The sequence below is a fragment of the Rhodopila sp. genome, from assembly GCF_035548095.1.
Taxonomy (GTDB): domain Bacteria; phylum Pseudomonadota; class Alphaproteobacteria; order Acetobacterales; family Acetobacteraceae; genus Rhodopila.
Window position 1 is genome coordinate 25,408 of the sequence record NZ_DASZUV010000020.1, and the last position, 22,094, is coordinate 47,501.

The following is a 22,094-nucleotide window of genomic DNA, read 5'->3' on the forward strand; positions in this document are numbered from 1 at the left end:
TGCGTTTCCGCGTTGTCCGGCGGGACCGCGGCGGGGTCAAGGACGGGCTTGCGCGGCGGTCCCGACCGGTGGTTTCTGACCGCCTTCGTTTCAGGAGGGGATGATGCAGATCAATGGATTGGCCGCCATGGTGACCGGCGGCGGATCGGGGTTGGGCGCCGCCACGGCGGCGCACCTGGCCGCGCTGGGCGCCCGCGTGGCAGTGGTGGACATCAACCGGGCAGCGGCCGAGGCGCAGGCGGCGGCGATCGGCGGCATCGGCATTGGCTGCGACGTCGCCGACGCCGCCGCCGCCGAGGCAGCCTTCGCGGCTGCTCGGGCCAAGCACGGGCCGGTGCGGGTGCTGGTCAACTGCGCCGGGGTGGGCACCCCGGGCCGCGTGGTCGGCCGCGACGGGCCGCTGAAACTGGATGCGTTCGAGCGGGTGATCCGCATCAACCTGATCGGCAGCTTCAACATGCTGCGCCTGGCCGCCGCCGAAATGAGCGCGGCCGACCCGCTGGAGGAGAATGAGCGCGGGGTGATCGTCAACACTGCCTCGATCGCCGCCTATGAGGGCCAGATCGGCCAGCCGGCCTATGCTGCCTCCAAGGCCGGTGTCGTCGGCATGACCTTGCCGGCGGCCCGCGAACTGGCGCGCGCCGGTGTCCGCGTGGTGAGCATCGCGCCCGGCCTGTTCTCCACCCCGATGGTGGAAGCGCTGCCGGAAGAGGCGCAACGCAGCCTGGGCGCCTCGATTCCCTATCCGCCGCGGCTGGGCCAGCCATCCGAATATGCCGCGCTGGTGGCGCATATCGTGGAGAACCGGTTCCTCAACGGTGAGACGATCCGGCTGGATGGCGCGCTGCGCATGGCGCCGCGATAGAGCATGATAGGGTCAGGTTGACCCTATCATGCTCTATCAACTCTTTGATTCAAGAGCGCGATTCACGCCTTCCCACCGCCGGCTTCAGGCGATCGCGCTCTGGCCGGCGGTCGCGGCCCGCAGCCTTGGCTGCCCCGCGTTGGGCGCGGCGGCTGTTCCGGGGCTTCGGCCTGGCGCGCGGCCGCACCGCGCCGCGCCGCTGACACGGGGGACACTGACACGGGGTACGCTGACATGGGGGACGCTGACATGGGGACGTGGCGGCTATCCGGTCACCGCCCGCAGGAATGCGTTGCCGCGTGCCAACGCCTCGTCATATTGACGGTTCGGAAAGAGCGTGAACCCGTGGGCGCCGCCTGGGTAGACGGCCAGGTCCGCCTCGTTCCCCGCCGCGATCCAGCGCGTGTACATGAACAGCGTATCGTCCAGCAGCGCATCCTTGGTGCCGACGGTGAACAGCGCCGGGCACAGGCCTTTCAGATCGGCGTAGAGCGGGGAGATGTCGGGGACCTGCCGATCCCGTTGCGCCGGCAGGAAGGCATTATAGAATTGCTGCATGTCGATGGTCCGCAGCACCAGGCGCGTATTGCCGAACTGGCGCTGGCTGGGCGTCATGCTGAGGTCGTAGACGCCGTATACCAGGTTGGCGCCCCGGAACGCGATGCCGTAACGGTCACGCATGCGCAGGATCGTCACCGCCGACAGATGTCCGCCAGCGGATTCACCGCCCACCGTCATGACATCGGTGCCGAACGCCGCCTTGCCGTTCTGTGCCAGCCAGGCCGCCGCCGACTCGCAATCGTCGGGGCCGGCCGGGTACGGGTGTTCCGGTGCCAGGCGATAGTCGACGCTGGCCACTGTCAGACCGGTGCCGTCGGCGATCTGCTCCAGCATCGGGTCCTGCAGGTCGGCGGCACCCAGCACCCAGCCGCCGCCATGGATGTGCAGGTAGATCCCGCGCGTGCCGCCATCCTTCGGGCGCACCACCCGCAGCGGGATTTCGTTGCCGTCACGGCCGGTGATGGTCCTCACCTCCGCCCGGTCGGAAAACACCGGCGGGGGGAATGGTCCGCGGCCTGACCGTCGGCCGTCGCGCGTGACCTGGGCGCCGACGTTCCACCACTCCGGCAGCGGTGTCATCAGCGCGATCATCGCCTGGTTCAGCTTGGCGGTGTCCTCGGCGATCGCGTCGTCACGGAACAGGGCTGGGTTCAGCGGAGTATCGGCCATGGTGTCCTCTGCGGTCGGTATCCGGCCGGAGTTATCGCGTCACCCCGGCCGGCGCAATCGGGCGGGCGGTCGCGCTACTTCGCGATCACCCCGCCATCGATCACCAGTTCGGAACCGGTGACCCAGGCGGCTTCATCGGATGCCAGGTACAGGCAGCCCATGGCGATGTCGTACGGCTTGCCGAAACGGCCCAGCGGCGTGGCGTCCATCCTCGCCTTGCCGCTTTCGTTGCCCAGCAGCCCGGGCCGCGCCATCGGGGTGTCGACGAAGCCGGGGTGGATGGAGTTCACCCGGATCTGGTCCTTGGCATATTGGATCGCCGCCGACTTGGAGAAGATGCGCACGGCGCCCTTCGACGCGTGATAGGCGGCGTTGGCGAAGGAGCCGATGATGCCGCAGATGGACGAGATGTTGATGACAGACCCGCCGCCGGCGCGTTGCATTGCCGGAATGACGCTCTTGGTGCCCAGGAACACGCCGGTGCTGTTGACCTCCATGATCCGGTTCCAGCTTTCCAGCGTCTGATCCTTCATTTCAACGCCGGTCATCACGCCCGGCGACACCGTGACCCCGGCGGGCCGGCCGGAGATGCCGGCGATATTCGCCAGCACGTCGACCTTTCCGTATCGGTGTTCGGTGTCGGCGACCAGCGCGATCCACTGGTCCTCCTTCGTCACGTCCAGCGGCCGGTACTCCGCGGTGCCCCCAGCCTCCTGGATCTCCCGCGCCACGGCCTGACCGGCCTCATTCTGCACGTCGCACAGCACGACGGCGGCCCCGTGCCGGGCGAATTGCCGAGCGGTCTCGGCGCCGATGCCGGAGGCGCCGCCGGTGACGATCGCCACCTTGCCGGTGAGTCTTTTGCCTGGTTCCATGAGCCGTTGTTCCATGGGTCGTTTCCTCTGTTTGCCGGGACAGATTACCCGCCACGCGCGGCGGCGCCAGGGCGCCGGCGGGGCTTCCCTCGACAGCCCATCACGGCCAGCCGTAGAATACCGGCCAGTAGGACCCTTGGGAGCGAACGATGAAATTCGGCATTTTCTATGAACTGCAAAGCCCGCGGCCTTGGGAGGCGGATACGGACCACAAGCTGTATCAGGACGCACTGAGCCAGGTCGAGCTGGCCGACAAGCTGGGCTATCATTACGCCTGGGAGGTGGAGCATCACTTCCTGGAGGAATATTCCCACTCCCCGCAGCCCGAGGTGTTCCTAGCCGCTGCCAGCCAGCGGACGAAGACGATCCGCCTGGGCCACGGCATCATCCAGCTGACCACCAACCATCCGGCGCGCGTTGCCGAGAAGGTCGCCTGCCTGGACCTGGTCAGCAACGGCCGCGTCGAGTTCGGGATGGGTGAAGGCGCCTCGATCACCGAGCTGGGGCCGTTCGAGCGGACGATGGAGGAAAAGCAGGCGGTGTGGGAGGACGGCGTGCGCTGCGTCCTGCCGATGTTCAAGGATGGCGGCTGGGAATATGACGGCCCCTATTTCAAGTTTCCGTTGCGGAACGTGCTGCCGAAGCCGATCCAGAAGCCGAACCCGCCGCTATGGGTTGCCTGCTCGCAGCTTGAGACGATCGAGCTGGCCGGGCGCTGCGGCATCGGCGCGCTGGGCTTCCAGTTCCTGTCGGCGGAAATGGCGCATGCCTGGGTGCATGCCTACTATAACTCGTTCACCCGCCGGCAGCGGAAGCTGACCGACTATGCGTCGAACTGCAACATCGCCATGGTCAGTTATTTCATGTGCGCCGAAACCGATGAGGAAGCCCGCCGTCGCGCGGACGGCGTCACGTTCTTCCAGTTCTCGCTGGCCTACTACAGCGGGTCCCGCAACCGGGAGCGGGCGAAGCCGGGGACTGTCAGCCTGTGGGACGAGTACAACAAGTGGAAGAAGGAAAACCCCGAGAAGGCGGAAGCGGCCCTGCGCGGCGGCCTGATCGGATCACCGGAAACCATCCGCAGAAAGCTGCGGCGCTTCGAATCCTCGCATGTCGACCAGATCATCCTGCTGAACCAGGCCGGCAAGAATTCTCATGAGCATATCTGCGAAAGCCTGGAGCTGTTCGCCAGGGAGGTGATGCCGGAATTCACCGGCCGCGAGGCAGAGCACCAAGCCTGGAAGCAGAAGGTGCTGTCGGGCGAGATCGTGCTGGAGGATATCGATACGACCCCGTACAAGGAACGCGCCGGCGTCGGCAAGGGCGTCGCGATCGACAAGCTGGCCACCGCGGCGGAATAAGCCACTCCCCTCACCCCACCCGGGTCCGCCGCAAGCGGGCTCGGCCGGGCGGATGACGATCGCCTGGGTCCGCCGGTTCCTGGCCTTCACAGGGCCGGGATGCGCTTTCCCCGCGAATAAGGGGAAGAAGAGCCGCCGATTTCGGGGGCAGCCCTGGCCGGGCACGCGACCCCGGTGAGCTGAAGCGCGATGGCCCGGAGCCGGCGACCGCGGGGCATCCCCAGCCAGGGTATCAGGGAGCGTGACAGGGCTCAGCCCGATCCTGTCACGTTCGGCCCTGCAACGCGCTTCGAAAAGCCGCCGTTCCGTCGCTACCATGGCGCCGCCGGATCGTTCCGGGAAATCACGAAGAAGGCATTTGCCGGTGCCGGCCAAATATGATCTGTTGTTGACGACTTCGGTCAAAATCGGAAGTCGCTCGGCTCATAAACCACCAATTTCTATCGGAAGTTGTATAATTTTATTTGACGACACGTGCATGGAGGGAGCCATGGGCTTGTTCGATCAGGTCTTCAACGCGCTGACGGGTGAAACACCCGGTGAAGCCGCATCCACCCATGCCGCGCTGGTGGAGACTCTGGCAGGCAGCCAAGGCGGACTGAATGGCATCCTGGACAAGCTGCGCGGCGCCGGCCTGGACGAGGTCGTCGGTTCCTGGATCGGTCATGGACAGAACATGCCCATCAGCGCCGAAACGATCCAGCAAGTGCTGGGATCCGGCTTCGTGCAGCAGCTTGCACAACGGACGGGACTGCCGCTGGACCAGATCGCGCCGCTGATCGCGCAACATCTGCCCGGCGTCGTCGACGGACTGACACCGGATGGGGAAGTGCGGGCCAATAGCGGGTCGGAGCTTCTGGTGCTGGGCGCGTCGCTGTTGAAGAACCGGTTTGGTATTGGCTGAAGGATGCAACCGATGAAGTCAGTTTTTCTCGCCGCGATGCTGTCGGTCGCGATGGGCAGCGCGTGGGTGGCCACAGCCCGGGCGGATACGACCAGTTGCGCCGCCACGGCAGCCGACAAGAAGCTGGCCGGCGCGGCCAAGACCAGCTTCATGAAGAAGTGCACCACCGACGCGACCGCCGCCTGCACCACGCAGGCGACCGACAAGAAGCTGGCTGGCGCGGCCAAGACCAGTTTCATGAAGAAATGCGTCAGCGACGCCACCGGGAGCTGATGCCGCTGCCCCGGATCCCGCTGTCGTCAATCGCGCTGGCCGTCGATCGCGCTGGCCGTCAATCGCGTTGGCCGCCGATCCCGTTGGCCACCCGATCCGGCTGCGCGGCCGGACGGCCACGGACGCAACGCCGCGCGTGGCGGCCCGCCATGCTGACGGCCCGCTATGCCCACGGCTTGGACCATGGCAGGGCCGATCCGGCCTTCCATGCGTCCGTTTCCCGCCCCGGCCTGACACGGCTTGCCCGCAAAAGATTTGCACCCGAGAGGTTGCCGCCATGTCCCTGAAGACACTCACCGCCGCTCTCGCCAGCCTGCTGATCGCCGGCGCCACCCTTGTCTCGGGCGCGCTGGCCCAGTCGACAACCGCCCCGGCAACGCCGGCACCCGCCACCACACAGGCACCCGCCCCACAGACACCCGCCCCACAGGCACCCACAGCGCAGACCCCGTCCCCATCGTCCACGACAGCCCCGGCCAAGGCCCATAAGGGTCACAAGGCAAAAGCCGCGGCGACGGACACGACCGGTACGGCCACCGGCACGACCACTGGCACCTCCACTGGCACGACCACTGGCACCCCCACGGGGACCTCCGCCGGCACCACGGCCACGGACACCGCCAGGCCCGCGCATGCCAGGGCCGCATCAAAACCGGCGGCTTCGGAGGCCGGCAAGCTGCCTCCGGGCGGCAAGGTCGACCTGAACACGGCGACGGCGGAACAGCTGGATGCCCTGCCGCAGATCGGCGCCGCGCGCGCCAAGGCGATCCTGACGGAGCGCGCGAAAGGCCCGTTCAAGGACTGGAACGATTTCGACACCCGCATGGCCCACAGTTCGGTCAACGCTGGCGTCAAGGCGAAGATCAAGGACAAGGTCACATTCTGACCGGATGACGCTCTGGCCGGATGACGCTCTGGCCGGATGACGCTCTGACCGGATGACGCTCTGACCGGATGACGCTCTGGCCGGATGGGCCGGTTCGGCAATTCCGCCCTGCGGGATTGCCAACCTGCCCCCGACATCGCGATAGTCCGCGCCAGACTGGCTATCATCCGGGCTGGCCATCATCTAGGCTGGCCATCATCAGGAAAACGTCCATGACCGCAGCCCCTGCCCTGGCGTTGCAGATCGCCGAACGCATCCATGCCATCGGATTTGACGACATCCCGACGGCCGAACGCGACTGGGCGGCCAGCGCCTTCGTCGACACGATCGGCGTCACCCTGGCCGGCATCGTGGAGGATGGGCCGCGAATCCTGATGCGCGTGCCGGGCGTGGCAACCGCGGACGGGCCGGCGCTGATTCACGGCACCAGCCGGCGCACCAGCGTGCTGGACGCCGCCCTGGTCAATGGTGTCGCCGCCCATGCGCTGGATTTCGACGACGTGGCGGCCTCGCTAGGCGGCCATCCCTCCGCCATGCTGGTCCCGGCGCTGATCCCGCTGGCCGAGGCGCTGGGGCGTTCCGGCCAGGACCTCGTGCTGGCCTATGTGGTGGGGTTCGAAACCGCATGCCGCATCGCCCGCGGCGTGCATTTCCACCATTATGAGAAAGGCTGGCACCCGACCGCCACGCTGGGCATCTTCGGCACGGTGGCCGGCGCGTCAGTGCTGCTGGGCCTCCCGGTGGACCGCACGGCGGTGGCGCTGGGCATGGCGGCCTCTCTGGCGTCCGGCCTGAAGGCGAATTTTGGCACCATGACGAAGCCGCTGCATGTCGGCCACGCGGTGCGCAACGGCGTGTTCGCGGCCTTGATGGCGCGGGAGGGATTCACCGCCAATCCGGCCGCGTTCGAGCACAGGCAGGGCTTCCTGGACGTCTTCAACGGCCCCGGCACCTATGAAACGGCGCGCATATTGGACGAGTGGTACGCCCCCTTCGAATGCGGCGGCGCCGGCGATCCCGGTCTGAAGCCATATCCCTGCTGCGGCAGCACGCATCCGTCGATCGGGCGCATGCTGGATCTGGCCCGGCATCATGACCTGAAGCCGGATCAGGTCGCCCGTATCACCGTGATGCCGCACGCCCGCCGCCTGCCGCACACCAACAATCCCGATCCGCGCACCCCGCTCGCCGCCAAGTTCTCCATCCAATACGTCGTGGCCAGGGCACTGGTGGACCGTTCGGTCAAGCTGGCGGATTTTGAGGGCGAGGCGCATTTCGATCCGGCGATCCGCGCGGTGATGGCAAAGATCATCGCCCAGCCGCATCCGGACATGCCGGAGGACTGGGGCACGGAAGTGGTCGTGGAGACGACCGACGGGCGCCGCCTCGCCTCCCGGCTGGACGATTATCCAAGCCGCGGGCCTGCCGGGGACCCGATGACCCATGCGGAGCTATGGGGCAAGTTCGCCGACTGTGCGGAACGCAGCCTGCCGCGCGGCCGGCTGTCGGCGTTGTTCGATACGCTCATGGGCGTCGCCACCCTGGCCGATGTCAGGGAACTCACCGCCCTGCTCTCCCCACCCGCCGACGCCGCCCAAGCTGCCTGATCCACGCCGCGCCGCCTGATCGACCTCAGCCAGCGGCACCGGTGGGACGATGATTTCACACCGCCAGGACCATTCCCTCGGCCGCGGCGACGGTGCCAGGCAGCGCCGCCGCCGCGGCGGTGCCCAGCTTGTCGAGCGCATCGTCGGTGCGCCACGGATCGTGATGAAACAGCACCAAACGCCGTGCGCCGGCGGCGTATGCGAGACGGACGCCCTCCTGCCAGGTCGAATGGCCCCAGCCGATCCGTTGCGCAAACTCATCATCCGTATAGTTGCAATCGTAAATGAAGATATCGGCTTCCCGAGCAAGGCGAAGCACGGCCTGGTCGGGTTGCCCCGGCACGTGTTCCGTGTCGGTCACGTAGGCCACGCAGCGTCCCCGCCACTCGATCCGGAACCCGACCGAACCGCCTGGATGGCGCAGATGCTCCGCGGTGACGGAGAGTCCGGGATGCAATTCCACCGGCCGCCCGGCGGCCAGCACGCCGATCGACAGACCCTTGCCCACCAGCGACCACAGGTCCGGCATCAGCGGCGGCGATAGCGCGGCCGACAGCGCCGAGGTGAGCGCCGGCAGCGCCAGATGGCCGCCATGCAGGCGCAGCCGGGTTCCGGGCCGCATCAACGGCTCGAAGAAGCCAAGGCCGACGATATGATCCAGATGCGTGTGGGTCAGCAGAAGGTCCGCATCCACCTGGTCGGGCAGCCCGTTTCCCAGCGCCCGCAGACCGGTGCCGGCATCCAGAATCAGGAGATGGTCGCCACATCGGACCTCGATGCAGGATGTATTGCCTCCGTAACGCTGTGTTGTTGATCCCGGCACCGCGATACCTCCGCGCGTGCCCCAGAACCGAACACTCATTTCGACCATCGCCGCGCAATCTACAGACTGGCGAGGCCAATGTCATGAAAAAGAAACCGTTCGGCCGGAAACCGCCCGCGACGACCACTTCGCCTGTCCCGTCGCCGCCGGGCCGGCATGACGCCTGTGTCAAGTGTGCAAGTGTCAAATGTGCAAGAACAACCGGTGATGGCGGTTCCGCGCGGCCGCGCACGGGTAATATTACGATCAAAAAACAGTCTGCCCGGTGACGGAATATTCTATCCGGCGGCCGAGATGGCCTTGCCGCCGGACAGGCGGAAGATCCGGTCCAGCTTCTCCACGCCGGTCAGCCGGTGGATGATCAGGATGACGGTGCGCCCGGCCGTGGTCTCATTCAGCGTCTCCAGGAACGCCCGCTCGGTCTCGGCATCGAGGCCGGCGGCAGGCTCATCCAGGATCAGGATCGGCGCGTCCGACAGCAGCGTCCGCGCCAGCGCCAGGCGCCGCCCCTGGCCGCCGGAGAACCGCGTGCCACCCTCGCCGACCCAGGTATCCAGCCCATCCGGCAGGGCCCGAACCACATCGCCGATCCGGGCCGCGTCCAATGCCGCCCACAACGCCGCATCATCCGCGGTCGGGTCCGCCAGCAGCAGGTTTGCCCGGATCGTGTCATCGAACAGGTGCGTCGCCTGGGACAGCCAGCCGATCCGGGCGCGCAGCGCCGCGGCCGGCAGCGAGGCGATATCGACGCCGCCCAGCCGAATCTGTCCGGACCGCGGGGCGGCCACTTTCAGCACCAATGCCGCCAGGGTCGACTTGCCGGCGCCCGACGGCCCCAGCAGGGCGACGCGGGCTCCCTCGGGAACCTCCAGCGTCAACCCGTCGAACACCGGTGGACGATCGGGCTGCCAGCGGAACTGCACCGCCTCGAACCGCAGCGAGTTGCCCTTGGGCATTGCAACGGGATCAACCGGCTCTGCGACCGGCATCGGGCTGTCGGCGGCTTCCAGCACGCGGGCGGCGGCGGCGGCGGCGTGGCCGGCGGCGGCGCCAGCGCGCGGCAGCATGCCGACCGCCTCGAACGCCGCGATCACCAGGAAGGCCGCCGCGATCGCCCCGGCAGGGTCCGTCCCCGCCGCCAGCAGCACCGCCAGCACGGCGGCCTGGGCGCACAGGAAGGACGCCGTCCCGGCCAGCGAGATGCGCGTGTTCATGCCGCGCTGCGCCGACAGCATCGCCGCCTCCTGCGCCTGGACGTTCGCCAGCATGCGGCCCTCGGCAGCGAAGGCACGCACCTCCCGCAAGCCGGTCAGCGCGTCCAGCGCGGCAATCCGCAGCGCGCCGGTGGCGCGGGCCAGCGCCGCGCCGGCATCGGCGGAGGCACGGGCCGCCATCCAGGGCAGGACAAACGCGGCGAGCGCGAACAGCAGCCCGATTTCCAGCGCCAGGGCGGGCGCGTGGTGGCCGATCAGGATCACCAGCACCGGCAGCAGCAGCACCGCGCCGGCCAGCGGCAGGATGATGCGCAGATACAGGCCGTCCAGCGCCTCCACATCCGAAACCAGCCGGCCCAGCACATCGCCCGCTTGGCGGAACCCCAGCCCGCCGGCGGCGGTGCGCGCCAGGCCGCGGAAGAACCAGACGCGGATATCGGCCAACGCTCGGAAGGTCGCGCCATGCGTCACCAGTCGCTCCAGGTAGCGCGAGACGACGCGGAAGCCGCCGATCCAGCGCAGGATCAGCGGCGCGAGCAGCGCGCCGGACACGATGGCGGCGCTGACCGTCACGCCGGCAAAGGCCATCAGCCCGACGCCGGCGGCCAGCGCGGCCAGCGACAGCAGGGCGCCGATCAGCAGCCACCAGAATTGCGGCAGCCACAGGACCAGGATGCGGCCAAGCGGTTGGAACATCACGCAGCCCCCCGTGCCACCGACACGGCCTGTCCATGCCGCAGGTCCAGGCGCCGTCCACCCCAGGCATGGGCGGCCGAGGAGTGGCTGGCCAGGATCACCGTGCGCCCGATCGCCAGGCGTTTCAGGCTGTCCAGCACCTCCTGCTCCGTCGCCGGGTCCAGATGCGCGGTCGGCTCATCCAGCAGCAGCAGCGGCGCGTTCTTCAGATAGGCCCTGGCGATGGCGATGCGCTGCGCCTGGCCGCCGGACAGGCCATATCCGCCTTCGCCGATGCGCGTTTCCAGACCGGACGGCAGCAGCGCGGCGAACTGCTCCACGCGGGCGGCCTTGGCGGCGGCGTTGACTTCCTCGTCGCTGGCCTCCGGCCGGGCGAAGCGGATGTTGTCGCGGATCGAGCCGGCGAACAGGACAGGCCGCTGGCCGATCCAGGCCGTCAGGCGCGACAACGCCTGCGGCACGAGGTCGGTGATGTCGGCGCCGTTGATGGTGACGCGGCCGCTATCGGGGCGGACGAAACCCAGCACGATCTCGATCACCGAGGATTTGCCGGCCCCGGACGGTCCGGCCAGCACCAACGTTTCCCCGGCGGCGACGCGGAACGACAGGCCGTCCAGCGCCGGACCACGCGCCGGGTCCCAGGTGAGCGTTACGTTGTCGAAGGCAATGGTCACGCCCTGGGCGGCGACGGTGCGGGTTTCCCGCGCCGGGGCCGGTTCCGGCAGCGGCGGCAGATCCACCAGCGACTCGGCGGCTCCCGTGGCATGCAGCCGGTCCTGGTAGGCGGCGGCGAAGGTGCGCAGCGGGGCGAAGAATTCGGGCGTCAGCAGCAGCACCATCATCGCCGGGCCGACATGCGCCGCCAGATCCGGTTCCTGGCCGGGGCGCAGCAGGACGAAGTAGTGAATTGCCAGGATGACCAGGGCCGCCGCCGCCGCCAGGTCCAGCACCACCGATGAGAGGAAGGCGACGCGCAGGATGCGCATGGTGCGCTTGCGCAGATCGGTGGCGGCCAAGGCGAGGTCGCGGGCCTCGTCCTCCGTGCGGCCGGCCATGACGATGGTGGTGATGCCGCGCACACGGTCCAGGAACCGCGCCTGCAGCCGCGCCATGGCCAGGAACTGGCTGCGCGACGCGGCGGCGGCGCCGATGCCCGCCACGGCCATGCCGACTGGCACCAGCACGCCGCAGACCGCCAGCACGACCGCCGCCCAGGGGTCGATCCACAGCACCGCCAGCAGCACGACCACCGGCCCGGCCAGCGCGAAGGTCATCGCCGGGACGTAGCGGGAGAACAGGCCGTCCATCGCCTCCACCCGATCAACGACGATGCTGGCGAGGTCACCGGAATGGCGGCGGCGCAGCAGCGCGGGCCCGGCGGCCAGCAAGCGGGTCAGCGCGTCGGTGCGCAACCGGCGGCGGGCGGCGGCGCCGGCGGCGAAAGCACCTTGCTCCGTGGCGTACACCAGGCACACCCGCACCAGCGCCAGGCCGGCGAAGACGGCGATCGGACCGAAGGAGACGGCGCCGGCGGTCAACGCGTCGGTCAAGCCCAGGGCCAGGGCGATCGCCTGGCCGACGGCGGCGAGCGTATTGAGGATCAGCAAGACCAGGACAGGCCGGGCGGCACGACTGCCGGCGCGTTGCTGCTGCCGGAGCCAGGTTTTCGCGGCTGCCTTGCCGGGATCGGTGTTCGCCATGCGGGGTGGAATAGAACACCGATTCGGCTGTCGACAGGGGATGGATCAAACGCCGGGGGTTAATTTCCTTCCATGTGTGACGTTCCCGCCATGGAGCTCACGCGGGCCATCGATGACATGCAGGTGGTGGCGGATGCGGGCGAGGCGCGAGGCCGGCCACCGGAATGACGCAGCCACGAAGGCGATCCGGGCACGGCGGATGCCGGCACGCCATCCTGGCTGGGCAAAATATCATTTCCAGTATCGGATTCGTTTCTCCACCGCCTGCCTGCATGGAAGGACTGCGTGGGACCGTTGCGTTCCGGTATGTATCATGCCGGCGCGAAGCCGGTCAGGGCCCGGCTCCCTGACCGGCCGCCAGGGGCTTCTTCTTCCGGCTGATCCGCCATTCCTCGATGCGCTGGATCATCACGAAGAAGCACGGCACGAACACCACCGCCAGGCAGGTGGAGGCCAGCATTCCGGTCGACACCGTAATGCCCAGCGACTTGCGCGCATTGGCGCCGGCGCCGGTGGCCAGCACCAGCGGCACCACGCCCAGGATGAAGGCGAAGGACGTCATCAGGATCGGACGAAACCGGACCTTGGCGGCATCGATCGCGGCGGCCAGGATGTCCTGGCCATGGTGCCGGCGCTCCCGCGCCACCTCGACGATCAGGATCGCGTTCTTCGCGCCCAGCGCGATCAGCAGCATCAGGCCGATCTGCGTATACAGGTTGTTGTCCACCCCCAGGGCCATCAGGGTCAGTACCGGCCCGGCTAGCGCCAGCGGCACGGCCAGGATCACCGATAGCGGCGCGAACCAGCTTTCATACTGGCCGGCCAGCACCAGGTAGACCAGCAGGATCGCCAGGCCGAATACGTAATAGATCTGGTGGCCGACCGCTTTCTCCTGATACGACATCGCGGTCCAGTCGAAGCCGGTGCCGCGCGGCAGGTCGCGGGCGGCAATCTCCTCCATCAGGCTCAGCGCCTGGCCGGAGCTGAAGCCTTGTGCCTGCGAGCCGATGATCGTTGCCGACGGATACAGGTTGTACAGCTGGATCAGCGCCGGTCCGGTGACCGGCCGCAGGCTGACGATCGTGCCCAGCGGCACCATGGTCCCGTCCGCCGCCCGCACCGGCAGCCGCTCGATCGCCGCCGGCGTCAGCCGAGCGTCCGGATCGGCCTGGGCATAGACCTGGAAGGTCAGCCCGAACCGATTGATCTGGCCAACGAAGCTGGAGCCGACATAGGTCGACAGCGTCTGGAACACCTGCGCGACGGTGACGCCCAGCCTTTCGGCCTTCGCGCGGTCCACGTCGACGTACATCTGCGGCACGTTCGCGCGAAAGGCCGAGGCGGCACGCGTGATTTCGGCCTGGTGCAGCGCATGATCGACGATGGTCCGGGTCAGTGCCTGCAGCTTGGTGAAATCGGCGCTGCCGTCCCGCAGCTCGACCTGCATGGTGAAGCCGCCGGCATTGCCGATACCCTGGATCGCCGGCGGAACGATCACGAAGGCGTTGGCCGCCTGGATCGGCGCCACCGCGTCGCTGACCGCCAGGTACATGCCCTGCAGGCCCTCGGACGCGGTCTTGCGCTGGCTCCAGTCCTTCAGCGTAACATACAACGTACCTGCGTTGGACAGGCTGGCGCTGTTGTCCATGACGGAGATTCCGGCGATGCCGACCACATTGGCCACGCCCGGCACCTTGGACACGCGGCGCTGAATGGCATCGATCACCGCCTGGGTGCGGCCCAGCGTCGCGGCATCCGGCAGCTGCACGGCGATGATCATGTAGCCCTGATCCTCCAGCGGCAGAAAACCGGTGGACAGACGGGCGAGCCCGGCGACGCACAGCCCCATCAGCAGCAATGCCAGCACGCTCATGACCGTGGCGCGGCGGACCATGCGGCCGATCAGGCGGACATACCAGCGTTCCACCCCGCCATAGACACGGTTGAAACCACGGTAGAAAAAATTTGGCCGGTCATCGGGATTGTGCGGCCGCAGCCATAGCGCGCATTGCGTCGGCTTCAGCGTCGCGGCGTTGATCGCGCTGATCAATGCGGTGGCGGCGATCACCAGGGCGAACTGGGCGTAGAGCCGCCCGGTCAGGCCGGGCAGGAAGGCAGCCGGGATGAACACCGACATCAATACCAGGGTGATGCCGATGATCGGCCCGAACAGGTCGTTCATCGCCTTCACCGCGGCGTCATGTCCGCTCATGCCGCGTTCGATATATTGCGCCGCGCCCTCCACCACCACGATGGCGTCATCGACGACGATGCCGATCGCCAGCACGATCGCGAACAACGTGGACAGGTTGATGGTGAAGCCCAGCGCCGCCATCGCCGCGAAGGCGCCGATGATCGTCACCGGCACCGTCGTCGCCGGCACCAATGTCGCCCGAATATCCTGCAGAAACACCAGGATCACGATCAGCACCAGCACGCCGCCCTCGATCAGGGTGCGATAGACTTCCTTGATCGAGGCGTTGACGAATTCCGTGGTGTCGAACGGCATCGAATAGACGACGCCGGGCGGGAAGCCGGATGCCAGCTCCCGCATCCGTTGCGACACCGCCTGCTCGACGGCCAGCGCGTTGGCGCCCGGCAGCTGATAGACGGCGATGCCGGCCGAGGGTTGGCCATTCAGGGTGAATTGCTGCGCGTAGCTCTGCGCCCCCAGCTCCACATGGCCGATGTCGCGGATGCGGGTGATGGCGCCGTCCGCGCCGGTCTTGACGATGATGGCGCCGAACTGCTCCGGCGTTTCCAGCCGGCCGGTGACCAGCAAGGTCAACTGGAACGCCTGCGTCGCCGGCGCCGGCGGCGCGCCGATCTGGCCGCTGGACACCTGCACGCTTTGCTGTTGCAAAGCAGCAACGACATCCTGGGTGGTCAGGCCGCGTGCCTGCATCAAGGCCGGATCCAGCCAGACACGCATCGCATATTGGCCGGCGCCGAACACGCCGACATTGCCGACGCCGGGAACGCGCGCCAGCTCCTGCTGTAGGTTGATCGCGGCATAATTGCTCAGGAACAGGCTGTCATATTTCCTGTCGGGCGAAGACAGCGTAATGATGCCCAGGATGTTGGTGGATTTCTGCTGCACCGTCACGCCCTGCTGCTGCACGGAAGCGGGCAGCTGCGCCAGCGCGATGGCGACACGGTTCTGCACCAGCACCTGCGCGAAATTCAGGTCGGTGCCGATGGCGAAGGTGACGATCAGGGAGTACGTGCCGTCCGAGGTGCTGTAGGACTGCATATACAACATGCCGGGCACGCCGTTGACCTGCTGCTCGATCGGCAGCGCCACGGCGTTCATCGTGTCGCGGGCACTGGCGCCGGGATAGCGGGTGGTGACCTGCACGGTGGGCGGCACCACGTCCGGATACAGCGCCACCGGCAGCTTCAGCAGCGCGACACCGCCGATCAGCACGAACAGGATCGCCAGCACATTCGCCAGCACCGGCCGCTCGATGAAGAATGTCGCGATCATTGCGCCGCCGGCCCGGCAGCGCCTGATTGAGCGGCAGCGGGCCGGGGCGCGGGACCCTCGGGCGCCACCTTCTGGCCGGGCACGGCCCGCTGCAACCCGTCCACCACCACGCGGTCCGTCGCCGACAGGCCGGTCTCGACGACCCGCAACGAGCCCTCCTGCGGGCCCAGCGTCACCGGGCGCTGCTGCACGACGTCATCCGGCCCGACGACCAGCACATAGGCACCGCCCTGGTCGCTGCCCAGCGCGGTCGCCGGCACCAGCAGTGCGTCGACATCCTGCTGGATCGGCACACGGACCCGCACGAAATTGCCGGGCAGCAGCGCGTAATCCTGGTTTTCCAGCACGCCGCGCACCGCCAGCGTGCCGGTCGCGGCGTTGATCACCGGCGCCGCGTAATCCAGGTGGCCGACATGCGGGAAGCCGTTCTCCGACTGCAGCCCGACCTCCAGCGGCACCTTCTCCAGGTCCGCGCGAGTGAGGCCGCGCCGGCGCATTTCCGCCCGGACCCGCTCGACTTCCTGTTCGCTCAGGCTGAAATTCACATAGATCGGCCGCGCCTGCACGATGGTCGCCAGATGCGTGGGCGAGGTGCCGACCAGTTCGCCCACGGACACCAGATGGGCCGAGACCAGGCCGTCGAACGGCGCGGTGACATGGGTGTAGGAATAGGTGATCGCGGCCAGTTGCGTGTTGGCCCGCGCCTGGTCCAGCGCGGCCTGGGCGGCATCGCGCGCGGCCCTGGCATCGTCCAGGTTCTGCACCGACGCTACGTTATTTTTCTGCAACGACATCTGGCGGTCGAAGTTGATCCTGGCATTGACCAGTTGCGCCTGCGCTCCCGCCTCCGCCGCCTGCGCCTGCTGCAGCTTGGTCTGGAACGGCAAGGGCTCGATCACGAACAGCAGATCGCCCTTCTTGACCGCGGCACCGTCGGTATAGGCGATCTCCTGCAGCGTGCCCTGCACGCGTGCCACCAGATCGACGGTGTTGTAGGCGGCGGCGTTGCCGGTTTCCTCCAGGTAGCGGTTGATGCGCTTCGCGATCGGCACCGCCACCGTCACCTTGGGCGGCGGTGGCTGGATGAAACTGTTCTGCTTCTTGCATCCCGCCAGGGCGACGAGCGTCAGAACGATGACGACGAATCGGCGCATGTCTCCCCTTTTCCCGGCCGCTCGGCCGACGGACCATAGCGACCCGGACAGCACCACGGAAGCCAGGTCCCGATCGCGGGTTGATCTTCGCCGCCGGCATGGGAAGCTGGCCGGCGGACAAGGAGGAAACGGATGCCCTACGAACAGATCGCATACGAGGTCGTGCGTACCACGGCGATCATCACGCTGAACCGGCCGGAGCGACGCAACGCGCTCAGCGGGAAGCTGCTGCGGGAGCTGCACGAGGCGCTGCTGGAGGCCGACGAGCATAACGCGGTGCATTGCGTGGTGCTGCGCGGCGCCGGTCCGCATTTCTGCGCCGGGGCGGACCTGAACGAATTCTCCTCGGGACGCGGGCCGGAATACCGCGGACGGGTCGAGATCGATGACGATGTCTGGCGGCTCGAACAAGGCCAGCGCATGCGGATCCAGATCTTCGACATGCACAAGCCGGTGATCGCCCAGGTGCACGGGACCTGCATCGGCATCGGCACCGAACTGGCCTGGTTCTGCGACATGGTGGTCGTCGCCGACGATGCGCGGATCGGCTTCCCGCCGACCCGGGACCTGGGAACGCCGCCAGGGTCGATGTGGCTGTATCATTGCGGGCCGCAATGGGCGAAGCGCCTGCTGCTGACCGGTGACAGCCTGACCGGGACCGATGCGGTGGAGATCGGACTGGCGATGAAATCGTATCCGGCGGCGGAACTGGAGCGGGAGGTGATGCGCCTGGCCGATCGCATGGGGCTGGTCGATCCGCACCTGCTGTCGGCGAACAAGCGGATCGTCAATCTGGGGCTGGAGCTGATGGGCGCGCGCACGGCGATGCGGATCGGCGCCGAGATCGACGCGCGCGGCCATCTGGCGCCGAAGGCGGTGGCCTTCAGGCAGACGATGCGAGAGCACGGGGTGAAATACGCTTTTCAGCAGCGCGACGCGGCTTTCGGCTCAGGCTACGCACGCGTGAAGGGGCCGGACCCGGACTGAGGCTGGACCGCGCGCCGGTGGTCCATGCCATCCTTACCGGATGAGCGCGCCCGCCATCCTATGGTTCCGCAACGATCTGCGCCTGGCCGACCAGGCCGCCCTGCATGCGGCGCTGGCGGGCGGGCGAGCGGTGGTGCCGGTATTCATCCTGGACGCGGCAGCCGCCGGCGCCTGGGCGCCGGGCGCGGCCTCGCGCTGGTGGCTGCATCATTCCCTGGCCGCGCTGCACACTGCGTTGCGGCAATCGGGCGGCGGGCTGGTCCTGCGGCGGGGTGACAGCCCCGCCATCCTGGCGGAGCTGACTGAAACAACCGGCGCCACCGACATCTACACCGGCGGGTCCGCGGAACCCTGGGCAAGGCGGCTGGACCGAACGGTCGCCGATGCGATGCGACGGCGAGGCGTGGCGCTGCACCGCATGCGGACCATGACGCTGTTCGGGCCGGAGCAGGTGCAGACCCGCACCGGCGGCCCGTTCCAGGTCTACACGCCCTTCGCCAAGGCCTGCCTCGCGCTGGGCGGCCCGCGCGCCCCGCTGCCCGCCCCCGCGGCATTGCCGCGGGTCACACTGCCGCGATCCGATCGGCTGGCGGACTGGGACCTGCGGCCGCGGAAGCCGGACTGGGCAGGCGGCCTGCGTGCCACCTGGACCCCCGGCGAGGCCGGCGCGCGGCGGCGGCTGCGGGACTTTCTGGCGGAGTCCCTCGCCGCCTATGCGGATTGCCGCGACCGGCCGGACCTGGAGGCGACCTCCCGCTTGTCGCCGCATCTGCATTTCGGCGAGGTTTCGGCGGCGCGGGTATGGCATGCGGTCCAGGCCGCCGCGCCCGGCAAGGGCGGCGAGGCCTTCATCCGCGAGCTGCTATGGCGGGAATTCTCCCTGCACCTGCTTTGGCACCATCCGACCATGCCGGAGGCACCGCTGCGGCCCGGCTTCGCCGCCATGCCCTGGCGCGACGACCGCGCCCAGCTGCGCGCGTGGCAGAACGGCGAGACCGGAATCCCGATCGTCGATGCCGGGATGCAGCAACTCTGGCAGACGGGATGGATGCACAATCGCGTGCGCATGATCGTCGCCAGCCTGCTGGTGAAGCACCTGCTGATCCCCTGGCAGGCGGGCGAGGCATGGTTCTGGGACACGCTGGTGGATGCCGACCTGGCGAACAACGCGGCGAGCTGGCAGTGGGTCGCCGGCTGCGGCGCCGACGCCGCGCCTTATTTCCGTGTCTTCAACCCCGTGCTGCAGAGCCGGACATTCGATCCCGATGGCACCTATATCCGCCGGTTCGTGCCAGCTCTGGCCGAATTGGATGCCGCGCATATCCATGCGCCGTGGCAGGCACCGGCAGCGGCGCTGGTCCAGGCGGGGGTGGTGCTGGGCACGTCGTATCCCCGTCCGATCGTCGATCTGGCGAGCGGGCGCGCCCGCGCGCTGGATGCCTATGCAATGGTAAGGGAAGCGGGGCTGACCGACTTTCTGCTCCGGCCGTCCGGCGGTCGCTGAACCTGCCTTGATGGTTGTGCCGCCCGGTTTGGAGGAGCGCCGTTTTTGTTGCCCTGGGCAGGGTCGGCGCGCCACCCTATCTGTCAGACAGTTCAATGACTCGCTTCGCGATCCCTCCCGGTGCCCGGCTGCGCGTGGTCGGTGATGTTCATGGCGATGCCACCGCATTTGCCTATGCGCTGGCAACCGACCGGTTCGTCGTGCAACTCGGCGATCTCGCCGATCACGGGCCAGAGAGCGGAGCGACGCTGCGGATGATGTTCGACCGGGTCGAACAGGGGCGAGGGCTGTTTCTCCTCGGTAACCACGACTTGAAGCTGGCCCGCACGCTGGCCGGCGAGCCGGTCCGGCCGGAACCGGTGGTGCAGGCGACGATCGCGCAGATGGACGAGCCGCTGAAGGCACGGGCGGTGCAGCTGATCACGCAGGCGCCGGGCTGGATCCGCCGCGGCGACGACCTGTTCGTGCATGGCGGGTTCCATACCGAGATGTTGGAGCACCCTGCCCCGCCCCATGGGCTGGCCCGGCCGCACGGGCCGATGGCCCGAGCGCTGTATGGGGAACCCACCGGCCGCACCCAGCAGGACGGCTATCCGGAGCGCAGCCTGCGCTGGGTCGACCGGATTCCGGCGGGGATCACGGTTTATTGTGGCCATGATCGCCGCAGCTCGGACGGGCGCCCGTACGTGCGGCGCGGCATTCTGGGCGGCAAGGCCATCTTCCTGGACACCGGCGCCGGCAAGGGCGGTCACTTGTCCTGGATCGACCTGGAGTGAACGGACCGCGAGTGAACGGACGGCGATGGAACGAATGGGCGCTCCGGCCCGCCGCGCCGGCAGGGGCGGGCGTCGCCTCCTCCAATCACCGTGAACCCGATGTCCCACATCGGTGGTGGCTGGGCAGCCAGCGCGGAACTATCTTATGGACGGATCGGCGCCACATCCGATGAGACGACCGCCCTGCGTGGAGACATGATGACCGCGAAAATAACCGTTGCCACCGCTGCCCTGATGTCGCTGGCATCGTTGCCGTCCAACGCCTTGCCACTGGCCACCATGGCAGCCGGTCCCTTGGCGGCTGCGCCTTTGGCGACTGCCCCGATGAATGGGCTGATCCTGGTCCAGCAGGGACCGCCCGAGGGCCATCCCGGTGGCCGTCCTCCTCCGGCGGGACATCCCGGTGGACCGGGCGCGCGGCCGGCGCCTCAGGGTGGGCGGCCGCCACAGGGGCCGGCGATGCGGCCTCCACCCGGGCATCCGCCGCCGCAAGGCATGCGGCCCCAGCCAGGCTACGGCATGCGGCCGCCGCCGCATCCCGCCATGCGGCCGCCACCGGGGCCGGCGATGCGTCCGCCTCCACCGGGCCCCGGCCCGTGGGCGGGTGGCTGGCGCCCACCGCCGCGTCCGCCGGCCTTCGCGCCACCGCCCCCGCCGCCGGGCGGCTGGGGGTGGGGCCGGCCGTCGGGCTATTGGTGGGGACCGGGCGGTGCTATCGCGGCCGGCGTCGCGCTGGGCTTCCTCGGCGCCGCCGCGGCAGGCGCGTTTGCTCCGCCGCCGCCCGCGCCCAACCTGTGCTGGTACTACACCGACCCGAGCCAGACAGCTGGGTTCTGGGATTCCTGCCCGTAGGCCCGTGATCGTCCGTAGTCCCGTGACAGGCCGGTAGCCTGACCGATATTGGCGGAACGCCCGTCCATGCCGGGTGAGCTGCCAATGATCGGCCCTGCCGGCCGAGCGGACGCGTGCGCCGCGCCTTGGCCGGTGGTGGGCCGCTCACCGGCAGCGGTCTCCAAGCTGTTTCGGGAGCGCTGCGACGTAAATCGCGAGGTGGCATCGGCATCTTGCCGGCCACCCCGCTTCTCATCGCTCGTCATCCGCGGCTTTCCGGCGGCGAATTTCATCCACAACCTGTGCCTCTTCGGCAAAGGCGTGGCTGGCCGGGCTGCGCCGCCATGACGGACGCGGCGGCGGAACAACCGGCCTTGATGCCGCCCGCGCGGTGTTACTTGCCGCTGCCGCTACCGCCCGGCATGCTACCGGTCTTGTTCAGTTCGGTGGCGCCCCGGTCGCCGCTCACGGTACTATTCGACCCCGGAACCACCGTCTGCCCCGTGGCGCCCGGAACATGGGAGTTCTGGCTCGGCGTCATCCCGCTGGGAGAGGGGTTGGTGGGTGCCCCTGTCTGTCGGCCGAGGCGGGACTGGTCGGCCGTGGACGATCCGCCCGTTTGCGCAAACAGCGCCGACGCGGGCAGCACGGCCAATGCAGACGCCAGCACAATCATCCTGTGGGATTTCATCATATCGGGTTCCTCTTGAAACTGTGTGCGAACCGTACGTCCGCAGACGACGCCCCAACGCCACGCGCGGCCTTTCTGTTCAGCCATTGCTCCATCACCTTGCGGCGATGCTGCGCGAGTCAGAAGGTCACGGCTTCCCGCGATGCCGGAAGGCGGCCCGACCCGGTCGGCGTCGAGGGGCGCGGGATGAGGCAGCCGCCGCGCCGCCCGGTATAGGCAGCGGCGGTATG

At 68.4% G+C, this 22,094-nt stretch carries 17 protein-coding genes; 9 read left to right on the forward strand and 8 right to left on the reverse strand.

From position 1 onward, the window contains the following. Positions 1–103: 103 nt before the first annotated feature. Positions 104–865, forward strand: coding sequence for an SDR family NAD(P)-dependent oxidoreductase (locus VHC04_RS14680; protein WP_325682523.1), 762 nt, complete (start codon positions 104–106; stop codon positions 863–865). Positions 866–1,129: 264 nt separating this feature from the next. On the opposite strand, the gene VHC04_RS14685 is transcribed toward VHC04_RS14680, so the two are convergent. Further along, on the reverse strand, positions 1,130–2,095 hold the full coding sequence (locus tag VHC04_RS14685) for an alpha/beta hydrolase (protein ID WP_325682525.1): 966 nt from the start codon (positions 2,093–2,095) through the stop codon (positions 1,130–1,132). A 74-nt stretch (positions 2,096–2,169) separates the two neighbouring features. Beyond that, complete coding sequence (locus VHC04_RS14690; protein ID WP_325682528.1) at positions 2,170–2,985, reverse strand: SDR family NAD(P)-dependent oxidoreductase; 816 nt, start codon at positions 2,983–2,985, stop codon at positions 2,170–2,172. 134 nt (positions 2,986–3,119) lie between these two features. Between VHC04_RS14690 and VHC04_RS14695 the strand changes: the two genes are divergently transcribed. The 5 genes from VHC04_RS14695 (at position 3,120) to VHC04_RS14715 (ending at position 8,001) form a co-directional block, all read left to right on the forward strand. Then, the gene (locus tag VHC04_RS14695) at positions 3,120–4,331 is read left to right on the forward strand and encodes an LLM class flavin-dependent oxidoreductase (protein WP_325682530.1); all 1,212 of its coding nucleotides are present in this window, start codon (positions 3,120–3,122) and stop codon (positions 4,329–4,331) included. A 490-nt stretch (positions 4,332–4,821) separates the two neighbouring features. Next, complete coding sequence (locus tag VHC04_RS14700) at positions 4,822–5,235, forward strand: YidB family protein (RefSeq protein WP_325682532.1); 414 nt, start codon at positions 4,822–4,824, stop codon at positions 5,233–5,235. A gap of 12 nt (positions 5,236–5,247) precedes the next feature. Next, positions 5,248–5,508 (forward strand): PsiF family protein, encoded by a 261-nt coding sequence (locus tag VHC04_RS14705; protein WP_325682534.1) that lies wholly within the window; start codon positions 5,248–5,250, stop codon positions 5,506–5,508. A 277-nt stretch (positions 5,509–5,785) separates the two neighbouring features. Further along, a complete protein-coding gene (locus VHC04_RS14710) occupies positions 5,786–6,394 on the forward strand; it encodes a ComEA family DNA-binding protein (RefSeq protein WP_325682536.1) in 609 nt (202 codons plus the stop codon). A gap of 212 nt (positions 6,395–6,606) precedes the next feature. Further along, on the forward strand, positions 6,607–8,001 hold the full coding sequence (locus VHC04_RS14715) for an MmgE/PrpD family protein (protein ID WP_325682538.1): 1,395 nt from the start codon (positions 6,607–6,609) through the stop codon (positions 7,999–8,001). Between the two features lie 55 nt (positions 8,002–8,056). Here the strand turns inward: VHC04_RS14715 and VHC04_RS14720 are convergent, their stop codons facing one another. The 5 genes from VHC04_RS14720 to VHC04_RS14740 form a co-directional block, all read right to left on the reverse strand. Beyond that, positions 8,057–8,824: an MBL fold metallo-hydrolase gene (locus VHC04_RS14720; protein WP_325682540.1), complete on the reverse strand. Its 768-nt coding sequence runs from the start codon at positions 8,822–8,824 to the stop codon at positions 8,057–8,059. A 278-nt stretch (positions 8,825–9,102) separates the two neighbouring features. Further along, the gene (cydC, locus tag VHC04_RS14725) at positions 9,103–10,734 is read right to left on the reverse strand and encodes a thiol reductant ABC exporter subunit CydC (protein ID WP_325682542.1); all 1,632 of its coding nucleotides are present in this window, start codon (positions 10,732–10,734) and stop codon (positions 9,103–9,105) included. After that, complete coding sequence (gene cydD / locus VHC04_RS14730) at positions 10,734–12,434, reverse strand: thiol reductant ABC exporter subunit CydD (protein WP_325682544.1); 1,701 nt, start codon at positions 12,432–12,434, stop codon at positions 10,734–10,736. Before cydD ends, cydC begins: the two co-directional genes overlap by 1 nt. Positions 12,435–12,765: 331 nt before the next feature. Continuing rightward, the gene (locus tag VHC04_RS14735) at positions 12,766–15,921 is read right to left on the reverse strand and encodes an efflux RND transporter permease subunit (protein ID WP_325682546.1); all 3,156 of its coding nucleotides are present in this window, start codon (positions 15,919–15,921) and stop codon (positions 12,766–12,768) included. Continuing rightward, positions 15,918–17,075, reverse strand: a complete 1,158-nt coding sequence (locus VHC04_RS14740) for an efflux RND transporter periplasmic adaptor subunit (protein WP_325682548.1) — start codon at positions 17,073–17,075, stop codon at positions 15,918–15,920. Before VHC04_RS14740 ends, VHC04_RS14735 begins: the two co-directional genes overlap by 4 nt. Before the next feature lie 132 nt (positions 17,076–17,207). On the opposite strand from VHC04_RS14740, the gene VHC04_RS14745 reads away from it, so the two are divergent. The 3 genes from VHC04_RS14745 (at position 17,208) to VHC04_RS14755 (ending at position 20,342) form a co-directional block, all read left to right on the forward strand. Further along, positions 17,208–18,062, forward strand: coding sequence for a crotonase/enoyl-CoA hydratase family protein (locus VHC04_RS14745; RefSeq protein WP_325682551.1), 855 nt, complete (start codon positions 17,208–17,210; stop codon positions 18,060–18,062). A 40-nt stretch (positions 18,063–18,102) separates the two neighbouring features. Next, the gene (locus VHC04_RS14750) at positions 18,103–19,566 is read left to right on the forward strand and encodes a cryptochrome/photolyase family protein (RefSeq protein WP_325682553.1); all 1,464 of its coding nucleotides are present in this window, start codon (positions 18,103–18,105) and stop codon (positions 19,564–19,566) included. 95 nt (positions 19,567–19,661) lie between these two features. Continuing rightward, positions 19,662–20,342 (forward strand): metallophosphoesterase, encoded by a 681-nt coding sequence (locus VHC04_RS14755; protein ID WP_325682555.1) that lies wholly within the window; start codon positions 19,662–19,664, stop codon positions 20,340–20,342. A 1,225-nt stretch (positions 20,343–21,567) separates the two neighbouring features. On the opposite strand, the gene VHC04_RS14760 is transcribed toward VHC04_RS14755, so the two are convergent. After that, on the reverse strand, positions 21,568–21,951 hold the full coding sequence (locus VHC04_RS14760) for a hypothetical protein (protein ID WP_325682557.1): 384 nt from the start codon (positions 21,949–21,951) through the stop codon (positions 21,568–21,570). Positions 21,952–22,094 lie beyond the last annotated feature (143 nt).